8 protein-coding genes and 1 pseudogene are annotated in these 13172 nt (G+C 74.1%); 3 read left to right on the top strand and 6 right to left on the bottom strand.

All coding sequences use genetic code 11. The annotated features are described in order from the left end of the window. Both tmk and topA read right to left on the bottom strand, forming a co-directional pair. On the bottom strand, nt 1-2233 hold a 2233-nt coding region (tmk, locus tag ACYVI6_RS15470), incomplete at its 3' end, for a dTMP kinase (RefSeq protein WP_460447222.1). An 88-nt stretch (nt 2234-2321) separates the two neighbouring features. Beyond that, nucleotides 2322-5093: a type I DNA topoisomerase gene (gene topA / locus ACYVI6_RS15465; protein WP_460447221.1), complete on the bottom strand. Its 2772-nt coding sequence runs from the start codon at nt 5091-5093 to the stop codon at nt 2322-2324. A gap of 149 nt (nt 5094-5242) precedes the next feature. Between topA and ACYVI6_RS15460 the strand changes: the two genes are divergently transcribed. Continuing rightward, nucleotides 5243-5857, top strand: a complete 615-nt coding sequence (locus tag ACYVI6_RS15460) for a hypothetical protein (RefSeq protein ID WP_460447220.1) — start codon at nt 5243-5245, stop codon at nt 5855-5857. Here the strand turns inward: ACYVI6_RS15460 and ACYVI6_RS15455 are convergent. Further along, nucleotides 5793-7337 carry a DUF7059 domain-containing protein gene (locus ACYVI6_RS15455; RefSeq protein ID WP_460447219.1) on the bottom strand — a complete coding sequence of 515 codons (1545 nt, stop codon included), beginning with the start codon at nt 7335-7337 and terminating at the stop codon, nt 5793-5795. The genes ACYVI6_RS15460 and ACYVI6_RS15455 overlap by 65 nt on opposite strands. A 52-nt stretch (nt 7338-7389) precedes the next feature. Between ACYVI6_RS15455 and ACYVI6_RS15450 the strand changes: the two genes are divergently transcribed. Then, nucleotides 7390-9183, top strand: a complete 1794-nt coding sequence (locus tag ACYVI6_RS15450) for a thiamine pyrophosphate-requiring protein (RefSeq protein WP_460447218.1) — start codon at nt 7390-7392, stop codon at nt 9181-9183. Nucleotides 9184-9222: 39 nt separating this feature from the next. Here ACYVI6_RS15450 and ACYVI6_RS15445 read toward each other — a convergent pair whose 3' ends face one another. The 3 genes from ACYVI6_RS15445 to ACYVI6_RS15435 form a co-directional block, all read right to left on the bottom strand. Then, nucleotides 9223-11637 carry a sodium-translocating pyrophosphatase gene (locus ACYVI6_RS15445; protein ID WP_460447217.1) on the bottom strand — a complete coding sequence of 805 codons (2415 nt, stop codon included), beginning with the start codon at nt 11635-11637 and terminating at the stop codon, nt 9223-9225. Nucleotides 11638-11795: 158 nt separating this feature from the next. Next, nucleotides 11796-12155: an ATP-binding protein gene (locus tag ACYVI6_RS15440; protein WP_460447216.1), complete on the bottom strand. Its 360-nt coding sequence runs from the start codon at nt 12153-12155 to the stop codon at nt 11796-11798. 26 nt (nt 12156-12181) lie between these two features. Further along, nucleotides 12182-12538, bottom strand: coding sequence for an STAS domain-containing protein (locus tag ACYVI6_RS15435; RefSeq protein WP_460447215.1), 357 nt, complete (start codon nt 12536-12538; stop codon nt 12182-12184). A 207-nt stretch (nt 12539-12745) separates the two neighbouring features. Between ACYVI6_RS15435 and ACYVI6_RS15430 the strand changes: the two are divergent. After that, nucleotides 12746-13172, top strand: a pseudogene (locus ACYVI6_RS15430) (hypothetical protein); the annotation flags it as partial.

Below are 13172 nucleotides of genomic sequence, written 5' to 3'. Positions count from 1 at the left end.
GCTCGCGGGCCAGCTGCTCGGCCCGCTCGGCCTCCGCCTGCCGGGCGGCCTCCTCGGCCTCGCGGCGCGCCTGCTCCTCGGCTGCCCGCCGGGCGGCCTCGAGCTCGGCCTGGCGCGCCGCTTCTGCGGCCTCGGCCGCCTCACGCGCCTCCCGCTCGGCGCGGGCCACCGGCGACTCGGGCAGCACGTCGCCGAGCCGGGTCACCACCTGCTGGTGCAGCTCGGCGGGGTCGAGCCCGGCGTCGAGCACCAGGTAGCGCGAGGGCGCCCGTCGGGCCAGCTGCAGGAAGCGGTCGCGGACCCGCGCGTGGAAGTCGTCGGGCTCGGCCTCGAGCCGGTCGTGTGTGTCGCCGCGCCGGGCTCGGCCCAGCTCGGGCGACACGTCGAGCACGACGGTGAGGTCGGGCGTCAGGCCCTGGGTGGCCCAGCGCGAGAGCTGTGCGACCTCCGCTGCACCCAGGTCGCGGCCGTCGCCCTGGTAGGCCACGGAGGAGTCGGCGTAGCGGTCTGTGACCACCATCTCGCCGCGCTCGAGAGCCGGCCGCACCACGGTCTCGACGTGGTGGGCGCGGTCGGCCGCGAAGAGCAGCGCCTCGGCGCGCGGGGTCAGCTCGCCGCCGTCGAGCAGCACCTCGCGCAGCCGCGACCCGGTGGGCGTCGCACCCGGCTCGCGGGTGCGCACCGCCGTGAAGCCCTGCCGCTCGAGCCAGTCGCCGAGCAGCGCCACCTGCGTCGACTTGCCGGCGCCGTCGCCGCCCTCGAAGGCGACGAACCGGCCCGGGAACGGCTCCTGCCGGGGTGGGGCGTCGCCCAGGCGGCGCTGGCGCACCGACTCCAGCAGGTCGGCGCGCAGCGACACCCCGGGCCGGTCGTCCATCTGCCGGTACGACACCGTGCCGATGGCCAGCGCCAGCAGGCCGGCCAGCAGGAACGTCGCCATCACGCCGGTGTAGGTCAGCGAGACGTACTGGTTGACGTGCACCGTGTGCGGCAGGCCGAGGCCCTTGGAGAACAGCGCCGCGATGACCGGCGCGACGGCCAGCACGCTGACCAGCACGACCCGCACCATCGACTGCACGAACGCGAACGTGCGGCCGCGCACGTCGTCGCCCACCTCGAGGCCGAGCAGCGTGTAGCCGGTGACCCAGGCCGAGCCGGCGCAGGCGCCCAGGCCGACCACGAAGAAGACCGCGAGCACGATGTTCGGCACCAGGCTGAGCAGCACCAGCCAGACGCCGGCGAAGCCGATCGACAGGCCGAACAGCCGGCGCCGCGAGAAGTCGCCCAGCAGTCGCGGCCCGAGCCACATGCCCAGCGCCATGCCCACGAACACCGCGGCGAACAGCGTGCCGTAGCCGGGGGACCCGGCACCCAGGTCGCTGACGAACGACTGCGCGAGGCCGATGACGAAGCCGCCGGCCGCGAAGGCGCCCAGCATGCCGAGCACCAGGCCGCGCACCAGCGGGGTGCGGCCGATGTACCGCCAGCCCTCCGCAGCGGTGCGCCAGAACGACTCCTGCCGCGCGAGGGCCGACCGGTCGTCGGGGAAGTCGAGCCGCCAGATCGCCAGCGCCGACACGAGGAAGGTCAAGGCGTTGACGTACAGCGCGAGGTACGTCGGGCTCTCGGCGAAGTGCGAGACCGCGTTGTCGAGCACCCCGCTGGCGAGCGTCAGACCGCTGAACGCGAGCGCGGCGACGGGCGCCGAGCCGTACGTGACGACCAGGCTGAGCTGGTTGGCGGCCTCGAGCCGGCGCCGCGGCACCAGGTTGGGCACGGTGGCGTCCTTCGCCGGCATCCAGAACAGGCCGACGACCTCGACCAGCACCGTCGCGACGTACAGCCACCAGAGGGTGCCGACGAGCGGGATGCTCGCGAACAGCACGAACCGCAGCACGTCGCCGTAGACCAGCACGAGCCGCCGGGGCAGCCGGTCGGCGACCACGCCGGCGATCGGGCCGAGCAGCACCGCCGGGGCGAGCCGGAGGATGAACACGCCCGAGACGGCCAGCAGCTTCGCCGCCGGGGTGCTGGGCAGCGCGCCGGCCAGGGCGGTGCTCGCGAGCAGGCCGAGCCAGTCGCCGAAGCTGCTCAGGCCGAGTGCGAGCCACAGCCGACGGAACGGCGTGATCGCCAGCACGGCGCGCACGTCGTGGTCGGGCGCCTCGACGACGGACGCGGCGACCTGCGGGGCAGGCGGCGCGTCGGGGGTGCCAGGGCTGGGTTCGACCACGCGAAGAGCCTACGTGAGCGGGCCGACACCCCCGTCGTCCTGTGCACGGACCTCCACCAGCCGTCCACAGGTGGACGACGGCGTCCGGCTACCGCTCGGCGGTGGCCTTCTTGGTGGTCGTCTTCTTCGCGACGGTCTTCTTGGTCGTCGCCTTCTTCGCCGTGGTCTTCTTGGCGGCCGCCTTCTTGGCCGGGGCGCGCTTGGCGGTCTTCTTCACCGGTCCGCGGGCCCGCTTGTCGGCCAGCAGCTCGGCAGCCCGCTCGATGGTGATCGTGTCGGGGTCGTCGTCCTTGCGCAGGGTCGCATTGACCTCGCCGTCGGTGACGTACGGCCCGAAGCGACCGTCCTTGACCGACACCTGCCCGCCGCTGACCGGGTCGGGACCGAGCTCCTTGAGCGGCGGCTGCGCGGCGCGGCCCCGGCGCTTCGGCTCGGCGTAGATCTTCAGCGCCTCGTCGAGCGTCACCGTGAAGAGCTGGTCCTCGGCGACGAGCGAGCGCGAGTCGGTGCCCTTCTTGAGGTACGGGCCGTAGCGGCCGTTCTGGGCGGTGATCTCGTCGCCGGTCTGCGGGTCGGCGCCGACCACGCGGGGCAGCGAGAGCAGCCGCAGCGCGTCGTCGAGGGTGACCGACTCGGGCGACATGTCCTTGAACAGGCTGGCGGTGCGCGGCTTCGGTCCGGCCGCCTTCTTCGCCGCCTTCTTCTTCGGCTTGGCGTCGGCCGGCGGCTCGGGCTCGGGCGGCGGCTCGGGCAGCAGCTCGGTGACGTACGGCCCGTAGCGACCGGCCTTGACCACGATCTGGTGCCCGGTGACCGGGTCGTCGCCGAGGGTGCGGCCCTCGTCGCCGCTCATCGTGAGCAGCTCGCGGGCCTTCTCGACCGTCATCTCGTCGGGCGCGATGTCGTCGGGCACCGTGGCGCGCTGCGGCTGCCCGTCGTCGCCGGTGACCTCGACGTACGGGCCGTAGCGACCCACCCGCACCACGACGCCCTCACCGAGCTCGACGGTGCTGACCTGCCGGGCGTCGATCTCGTCGAGGTCGTCGGCGAGGCCCTTCAGCCCCTCGATGCCCTGCTGGTCGCCGAAGTAGAAGCGCTGCAGCCACTCGACGCGGTCCTGGTCGCCGCCGGCGATCTTGTCGAGGTCGCCCTCCATCGCCGCGGTGAAGTCGTAGTCGACCAGCCGCGGGAAGTGCTCCTCGAGCAGGCGGGTGACGGCGAACGCCAGCCAGGACGGCACCAGCGCGTTGCCGCGGGTGGTGACGTAGCCGCGGTCGGAGATCGTGGAGATCGTCGAGGCGTACGTCGAGGGCCGGCCGATGCCGCGCTCCTCGAGCGCCTTGACCAGCGAGGCCTCGGTGAAGCGCGGCGGCGGGCTGGTCTCGTGGCCGTCGGCCTCGATGCCGCGCGTACCCAGGGCGTCGCCCACGCTCATCGCGGGCAGCCGGCGCTCGGCGTCACGGTCCTCGCCGCGCTGCTCGTCGCGACCCTCCTCGTAGGCGGCGAGGAAGCCGCGGAAGGTGATGACGGTGCCGCTCGCACCGAACTCGGCGACCCGGCCGTCGGTGGCCGTCGCCTGCAGCCGGACGGACGCGGTCGACCCACGGGCGTCGGCCATCTGGCTGGCGACGGTGCGCTTCCAGATCAGCTCGTACAGGCGGAAGTCGTCACCGCGCAGCTGCCCGGAGACCTGCGCCGGGGTGCGGAAGCGGTCGCCCGCCGGGCGCACCGCCTCGTGCGCCTCCTGCGCGTTCTTGGACTTGCTGGCGTACAGCCGCGGCGACGCCGGCACGTACTCGGGGCCGTACAGCTCGGCGGCCTGCGAGCGCGCCGCGCCCAGCGCCTCGCTCGAGAGCACCGTCGAGTCGGTGCGCATGTAGGTGATGAACCCGTTCTCGTACAGCGACTGCGCGACCCGCATCGTGTGCCGGGCGGTGAAGCGCAGCTTGCGGCTGGCCTCCTGCTGCAGGGTCGACGTCGTGAACGGCGCCGCCGGACGCCGGGTGTACGGCTTCTCGTCGACGCTGCTGACCTGCACCGGCGCCTCGACCAGCGCCTCGCGCAGCGCGACGGCGGCCGGCTGGTCGAGGTGCACCAGGTTCGCGGTCTTCAGCTGCCCGCGGTCGTCGAAGTCGCCGCCGGTCGCCACGCGCGTGCCGTCGACCGACCGCAGCCGGGCCGCGAACTGCGCCTCGGCGTCCGCCTCGGGGGCGAAGGTGCCCGTCAGGTCCCAGTACGACGCCGACCGGAACGCCATCCGCTCGCGCTCGCGCTCGACCACCAGGCGGGTCGCAACCGACTGCACGCGGCCGGCCGAGAGGCCCTGGCGGATCTTGCGCCACAGCACCGGCGACAGCTCGTAGCCGTACAGCCGGTCGAGGATGCGCCGCGTCTCCTGCGCGTCGACCAGCCGGTCGTCGAGGTCGCGGGTGTTGGTCAGCGCGCGCTGCAGCGCCTCGCGGGTGATCTCGTGGAACACCATGCGGTGCACCGGCACCTTGGGCTGCAGGGCCTCGAGCAGGTGCCAGGCGATGGCCTCGCCCTCGCGGTCCTCGTCGGTCGCGAGGTAGAGCTCGTCGGCGTCCTTCAGCAGCCGCCGCAGCTCGGCGACCTTCTTCTTCTTGTCGGGGTCGACCACGTAGTACGGCTCGAACCCGTGCTCGACGTCGACGGCGAACTTGCCGAACGGGCCCTTCTTCATGTCGGTCGGCAGCTCGGACGGCTGCGGCAGGTCGCGGATGTGCCCCACGCTCGCCTCGACGTCGTAGCCCTCGCCGAGGTACCCGGCGATCGTCTTCGCCTTGGCGGGCGACTCGACGATCACCAGGCGTCGACGGCTGTCGCTGGACGTCGTGGCCACCGGGTCTCCCTGCTGCGTTCGTGCTGCGGACGCGGCCACCTCGGACCGCGAGAACCGGGCCACACCGGGCCCGGTCCAGCACGACGGTAACGCCGCGCAGGCTACGGAGCGCAATCGGGGCCGTGACGCGCTGGTCTAGCCTGCCCACCGTGAGCGAGGGCGGAACCCTGCCGGGCACCCGGCCCGTCGAGCTGGAGCTGCGCTGGCAGCCCCGCGTCGAGGACCTGGTCGAGGCGATGCGGATGCGGATGCTGCGCCCGAAGCGGCTCGTGCGCGTGACCGTCGTGCTCGGGCTGCTGGCACTCGTCGCCGTGGCCGGGGTCGTGGCGGACGTGCCGGTGCTCCGGGACGGCGGCATCGGCGGGGTCGCGGGGACGTCCGCCGTGGTGCTGCTCGCGGCGCGCCGAGACGGCCGCACCGTGTGGAAGCGGTCGGCGTCGCTCCGCCTGGAGCAGCGGCTGGTGCTGCGCCCGGACGGGTTCGTGCGGGACGCGGCCTCAGCCCGGACCGGTGGTCCCTGGGCGTCGGTCGCGGCCGTCACCGAGACCGCGAACCTCTTCGTCGTCGAGCACGCGGACCTGCCCGGTCGCCCCTTCTTCGTGGTCCCGAAGCGGGCGACCGGCACCGCCACGGACCAGGTCCGCGAGCTGTTCCGTGTGAACACGCCGTTCGAGGCGCGGGGCTCGGCGCGGCCGACCGTCAGGGGTGCAGCAGCAGACCGTCGGCGACGAGCCCCCGGACGGCGGGGAGCAGGCGGGCGGTGAGGTCGGCGACGGGCTCCTCGAGCAGCACGCCGAGCGCCCCCACGACCTGACCGACGGACAGGTCGCCGTCGAGGGCGCCGACCAGGCCGGCGAGCGCGGTGTCGGCGCGGACGGCGCGCTGCAGGCCGCCGCCCTGGCGCAGCAGCACCACCTGCGGGTCGTCGGCGCCCGGCAGGCCGAAGCGCTCCTCGGTGACGTCGGAGGCGACCGCGAGGTGCGTCGCGGCGAGCGCGGCGTCGTCGGTGGCGGCGAGCCACGCCTCGGCGGTCAGCACGTCGGCGACCACCGGGCCCATGGCGTCGGCGAGCGGACCGGTCAGCTCGTCGAACCGGCGCAGGTCGGCGGATCGGCGCTCGCCGACGTCCGGACGGCGGAGGGTGACGACCCCGAAGCCGACGCCCTCGACGCCGCGCGCCGCGAAGTCGTGCAGCCACGCCTCGACCAGCCGGTCGAACCCCGGCTCGTGCGGGCGGTTGCCGCCGTCGCGCGCCCAGGTCTCGGCGTACTCGGCGGGGTCCTGCACCTCGCGCTGCACCACCCACGCGTCGACGCCGTCGGGCAGCCACGAGCCGACCCGCTCGCGCCACGTCTCGCCCTCGTGGTGCTCCCAGTTGCCGAGCAGCTGCGCCACCCCGCCCGGCGCGAGCACCGACCCGACGCCGCTCACCAGCCGGCGCACGACGTCGTCGCCCTCGCCGCCCGCGTCGCGGTACTCGTACGTCGGCAGGCCGGCGGCGCGCGGGGTGATGACGTACGGCGGGTTGCTCACGACCAGGTCGAAGCGCTCTGCTGCAACGGGTTCGAGCAGGCTGCCGCGGCGCAGGTCGAGGGTGCGGCCGGCGAACGGGCCGCCGTTCGTCTGCGCGTTCAGCGCGGCGTTCCAGGCGGCGAAGGCGAGGCAGCGCGCCGACAGGTCGGTCGCGACGACCGTGCGGGCGTGGGTGGCGGCGTGCATCGCCTGCACCCCGCACCCGGTGCCGACGTCGAGGGCGCGGCCGACGTGGGTGCGCGGCGTCCAGCGGGCCAGGGTGGTCGAGGCCCCGCCGACGCCGAGCACGTGGTCCTCGCGCAGCGGCCCGCCGGTGACGAGCTCGGACAGGTCGGACGCCAGCCACCAGTGGTCGTCGTCGGCGGCGTACGGGCGCAGGTCGATCGCCGGGCGCACCTCGTCGTCGGCCCCGGCGCCCGACCGCTCGACCAGCCCCACCCGCTCGGCGCCGTCCGCGCGCAGCAGGGGGAGCGCGCGGTCGAGGTCGCGCGCCGCGACCGGCTCGCCGAGCACGAGCAGCCGCACGAGCGTCCCGAGCCCGGAGGTGTCGCCGCGCAGCGCGATGCGGGCCGGCAGCACCTGCTCGCGGTGCATCGCCGCCGACGCCATCGGCCCGATCGCCGCCGCCACGCCGTCGACGGTGAAGCCCGCCGCGCTCAGGTCGCGGGCGAGGGCGGCGGCGTCTGGCTCGTCGAGGCTCGGGGTGCTCACCGCCGCATCCTCTCAGCGGGCCGCCGAGGTGCCGCGGTGCGAGGGTCGGGGCATGACGACCGTCGCCGACCACATCATCGAGCGGCTCGCCGCCTGGGGCGTCACCCGGTACTACGGCTACCCGGGCGACGGCATCAACGGCATGACGTCGGCCCTGCAGCGCGCCCAGGACCGCACCGAGTTCGTGCAGGTGCGGCACGAGGAGACGGCCGGCTTCGCGGCGACCGCGCACGTGAAGTACGGCGGCGGTCCGATCGGCGCGGCGCTGGTGACGAGCGGTCCGGGCGCCGTGCACCTGCTGAACGGGTTGTACGACGCCAAGCTCGACCACCAGCCGGTCGTGGCGCTGGTCGGTCAGACGGCGCTGACCGCGCAGGGCGGCGGGTACTACCAGGAGCTCGACCTGCTGAACCTCTACAAGGACGTCGCGGGCGCCTTCCTCGCCCAGCTCGACGACCCGTCGCAGGTGCGGCACCTCGTCGACCGGGCCTGCCGCACGGCGCTGGCGCAGCGCACGGTGACCGCGCTCATCCTGCCGAACGACGTGCAGGAGCTGGACGCCGTGCCCGAGCCGCCGCGCGAGCACGGGTACTTCACGACGAGCGACGTGCCCTCGACGCCGGTGACCGTGCCGCCCGAGGCCGACCTGCGGCGGGCCGTCGAGCTGCTGCGCGGCGGCGAGCGGGTCGCGATGCTGGTGGGGCAGGGTGCGCTCGGGGCCGAGGAGCAGGTGGCCGCGGTCGCCGCCGCCCTCGGGGCCGGCGTCGCGACGTCCCTGCTCGGCATGGCGGTCGTCGACCAGCGCGAGCCCTGGGTCACCGGGGCGATCGGGCTGCTCGGCACCCGCCCCAGCTGGGACCTCATGCAGGAGTGCGACCGGTTGCTGATCGTCGGCAGCGCGATGCCGTACACGGAGTTCTACCCGCCGGCCGGCGTGCCGTCGGTGCAGATCGACGTCGACGGCGCCCAGCTCGGTCTGCGGTACCCGACCGACCTCAACCTGGTCGGCGACGCCGGCCCGACCCTCGACGCGCTGCTCGCCCTGCTGGCCGACCAGGCGGCGCCGACGGCCTGGCGCGAGCGGCTCGCCGACCTCGACGCCAGGTGGCAGAAGGGTCAGGAGCAGGTCGCCGCCCAGCGCGCGCAGCCGCTCAACCCGCAGCACGTCGTGCGCGAGCTCGACGCGCGGCTGCCGGACGACGCGATGATCGCCGTCGACTGCGGCACGGTGACCGCGTGGTACGCCCGCCACCTCAAGGTGCGCCCCGGGATGATCGCCAGCCTCTCGGGCACGCTGCTGTCGATGGGCGGCGGTCTGCCGTACGCGATCGGTGCCAAGACCTCGCACCCCGACCGGCCGGTGATCGCGCTGCTCGGCGACGGCGCGATGCAGATGAACGGCGTGAACGAGCTGATCACGGTGGCGCGCGAGTGGCAGCGGTGGAGCGACCCGCGCCTCGTCGTGCTGGTGCTGAACAACCGCGACCTGGCGTTCGTCAGCTGGGAGCAGCGCAGCAGCGAGGGGTCGCCGAAGTTCGAGGCGAGCCAGACGCTGCCCGACGTCGACTACGCCGCCTGGGCGCGGACGCTCGGGTTGCACGGCGTGCGGATGACGTCACCGGACGACGTCGGCGCCGTCTGGACGGCCGCGCTCTCGGCCGACCGCCCCACCGTCATCGACGCCGTCGTCGACCCGGCCGAGCTGATGCTGCCGCCGCACTTCACGCTCGACCAGGCGAAGGCCACGGCGAAGGCGCTGCTGCGCGGCGACGCCGACTGGCGGGGCATCCTGCGCCGCGGGCTGCCGAGCGCCGTGGCGACGTTCGGCCCGCACCCCACCGCCTGAGCGGGGAGTGCGGGCCGAAGGGTCCGTGCGGGTGCGGCGTCAGGGGCGGCCGGGGCGCTCCACCTCGACGACCTCCACGACCTCGACCACCTGCAGGTCGTCGTCCGCGTCGCTGCCCGGCCCGCGACCACCGGGGCCGGCCGGCGGGGCGTCGTCGTCCGCGTCGCCGAAGGCCAGGTCGCGGCGCTTCGACACCGCGACCGCGGCCACGATGATCACCAGCGCCACGGCGGCGATGCCGTAGCGGATGGCGTCGTTCGCGTCGTCGCCGACGGTCAGCGACACGATGGCCGGCGCGATGAGCACCGCGACCAGGTTCATCACCTTGATGAGCGGGTTGATGGACGGGCCGGCGGTGTCCTTGAACGGGTCGCCGACGGTGTCGCCGATGACCGTGGCGGCGTGCGCCTCGGAACCCTTGCCGCCGTGGTGGCCGTCCTCGACCAGCTTCTTCGCGTTGTCCCACGCCCCGCCGGAGTTCGCGAGGAACACCGCCATGAGCACGCCGGCACCGATCGCACCGGCGAGGTACCCGGCGAGCGGGCCGATGCCGAGGCCGAAGCCGACGGCGATCGGCGTCATCGCGGCCAGCAGGCCGGGGGTGGCCAGCTCGCGCAGCGAGTCGCGGGTGCAGATGTCGACCACGCGGCCGTACTCGGGCTTCTCGGTGTAGTCCATGATCCCCGGGTGCTCGCGGAACTGGCGGCGCACCTCGAACACGATGGCGCCGGCCGCGCGGGTGACCGCGTTGATCGCCAGGCCGGAGAACATGAACACCACGGCCGCGCCCAGGATCAGGCCGAACAGGTTCGACGGCGTGATGACCTGGAAGTCGAGCAGCGCCGAGCGGGCCGCGGTGCTCAGGCTCGCCGGGTCGACCCCGCTGTCGGCGATGGCCTGGCCGGCGGCGTCGGTGTACGAGCCGAACAGCGCGGTCGCCGCCAGCACCGCCGTGGCGATCGCGATGCCCTTGGTGATGGCCTTCGTCGTGTTGCCCACCGCGTCGAGCTCGGTGAGGATCTGCGCGCCCTGCTCGTCGACGTCGCCCGACATCTCGGCGATGCCCTGGGCGTTGTCGCTGACCGGGCCGAAGGTGTCCATCGCGACGATGACGCCGACGGTGGTGAGCAGGCCGCAGCCGGCCAGCGCGATGAGGAACAGCGACAGGATCACCGTCGAGCCGCCCAGCACGAACGCCAGGTAGACGGCGCCGCCGATGATGACCGCGGTGTAGACGGCCGACTCGAGGCCCACGCCGATGCCGGACAGCACCACCGTGGCCGCGCCGGTCAGCGAGGTGCGGGCGACGTCGCGGACCGGGCGGTCCTCGGTGCCGGTGAAGTACCCGGTGAGCCACAGGATGATGCCGGCCAGCACGATGCCGAGCAGGACGGCGCCGATGGCCACCCAGCGCGGGTTGCCGCCGAGCGTCAGGACGTCGGTGCTGGCGTTGGTCAGCTCGGCGAACGACGACGGCAGGTAGACGAACGCGGCGATCGCGCAGAGCACGAACGAGATGACCGCGGAGATGTAGAAGCCGCGGTTGATCGCCGTCAGGCCGCTCTCGCCGACCCGCGGGCGGATGACGAACACGCCGAGCACCGCGGTGATCGCGCCGAGCGCCGGCACGATGAGCGGGAAGACCAGGCCGTAGTCGCCGAACGCGGCGCGGCCGAGGATGAGCGCGGCGACCAGGGTCACGGCGTACGACTCGAACAGGTCGGCCGCCATGCCGGCGCAGTCGCCCACGTTGTCACCGACGTTGTCGGCGATGGTGGCGGCGTTGCGCGGGTCGTCCTCGGGGATGTTCTGCTCGACCTTGCCGACCAGGTCGGCGCCGACGTCGGCCGCCTTGGTGAAGATGCCGCCGCCGACGCGCATGAACATGGCGAGCAGCGCGGCGCCGAAGCCGAAGCCCTCGAGCACCTTCGGGGCGTCGCCCCGGTAGATGACGACGACGAGCGCAGCGCCGAACAGGCCGAGGCCGACGGTGGCCATGCCGACCGTGCCGCCGGTGCGGATGGCGATGCGCATGCCGCCGTCGCGGTCACCGGCGCGGGCGGCGTCGGCCACGCGGACGTTCGCGCGGACCGCGAGCGACATGCCGAGGTAGCCGATCGACGCCGAGAACAGCGCGCCGAGCACGAAGAAGGCGGAGCGACCGATGCGGATCGACGTGGTGTCGGCCGGCAGCGCCAGCAGCAGCAGGAGCACCACGACGACGAACGGGATCAGCGTGCGGAACTGCCGGCCCAGGTAGGCGCTGGCGCCCTCCTGCACGGCGCGGCCGATCTCGATCATCGACGGCGTGCCCTCGCTGGCGGAGAGCACCTGCTTGCGGAAGGTGAAGGCGACGCCCAGCGCCACCAGGGCGATGAGGCCGACCACGATGACGTAGGTCAGGTCGGCCCCCGCGACGGTGGGGCCCTCGGCGGCCTGGAACAGCCCTGGCATGCGTCCTCCTCGACGTGACAGACGTCCCCTGGCGCCAGGTGCTGGCGCGAACGGCCTGGTCGGGCCCGGGGGACGTGTGGCGACTGTAGCCGCCGCGCCGACCGCGCGGGTAGCACCGAGGGTGACCGATCGACGCCGGTTCGTTCGCCGGCGCGGGGTCAGGCGTGCCAGTGCAGGCGCAGACCCTCGCCGTCGCTCGTGGCGGCCAGCTCGAAGTCGTCGGTCAGGCCCTCGAGCACCGCGCGCGCCAGCTCGCCGTCGTGCGGGCCGATGTCGCTCGGCGCCGGCGTGACCGTCACCACGAGGTCACCGGGCGCGTCGCGCAGCGTGATGCGCACCGTCTCGCCCGGGTCGGCCGCGCGCACCACGAGGGCGCAGGCCTCGCCGACGCCCTGGCGCACGGACTCGACGACGTCCTCGGTGAACCCGGCCCGGCGCGCGACGGTCACGGCGACCAGGCGGGCGGTGCGGACGTGCACCGGTGACGCGCTGATCGCCAGCCGGACCGAGCCCGCCACCCGGTGCCCCCGTTCTCAGCGAGCGATCAGGACGTGGTGCCGGAGGGCTGCTCGGCGAGCGCCTCGTCGACCGTGTCGTGGATCGAGAAGACGTTCGTGAGACCGGTGATCCGGAACACCTTGAGCACGCGCTCCTGCGAGCAGACCAGCTTCAGGGTGCCGTCGTGGGTGCGCACGCGCTTGAGCCCGCCCACGAGCACGCCGAGGCCGGTGGAGTCGAGGAACTCGACGCCCTGCATGTCGACGATCAGGTGGTGGTGCCCGGCGGCCACGAGGCCGTTGAGCTGGTCGCGCAGCGTCGGGGCGCTGTAGACGTCGATCTCGCCACCCACCTCGACGATCATGCGATCGCCGTGTTCACGGGTGCTGACTGACAGATCCACCGGGGCCCTCCCCATCGCGACGAACTGGTGCGGTCATTAGATCATCCGGATGGCGCCGACGGCAGGTCGTGACGGGTCGGACACGGTGGGTGCACCCGCAAGGAGCAGCGGCGGTGCTCGTGATGCCCGCGCTGGTCGGTCGGGTGGGCCGCGGATAGGTTCGTCGCCGTCCGGCGCGGCACCGCGCCCGCAGCCCCGGAGGTGCCCGTGATCGCCCTGGCCGTCGTCTGCCTCGTGCTGGCCGCCCTCGCCGCCGTGGGAGCGGCGCTGGTGGGGTTCGACGACCGGCTCGAGCTCGACACCTTCGCCGGCACGATCGTGACGAACCCGTTCTGGGTGTTCGTCACCGGCGCGGCGACGATGCTCGTGGCAGCCGTCGGCTGGTCGCTGCTGCGTCGCGGTGCCCGCCGCCAGGTCGCCCGCCGGCGGGAGATGAAGCGGCTGCGCCGGGTGGAGGAGCAGGTCGCCGTCTCCGGCCGGCGCGGCCCGGGCCGGGGTGACGAGCCGGGCGACCGCGACGGCGCGAGGCACGACGGCGGTGGCACCGCCGCCGGCACGGACGCCGCCGACGCGTACGCCGCCGACACCGGCTCCGCCGGTCGGCGCGAGGCCGCCCCGCACGACGAGCCGCTCG

Source organism: Angustibacter aerolatus (assembly GCF_054776675.1).
This window is presented reverse-complemented; position numbering and strand designations above follow the sequence as displayed.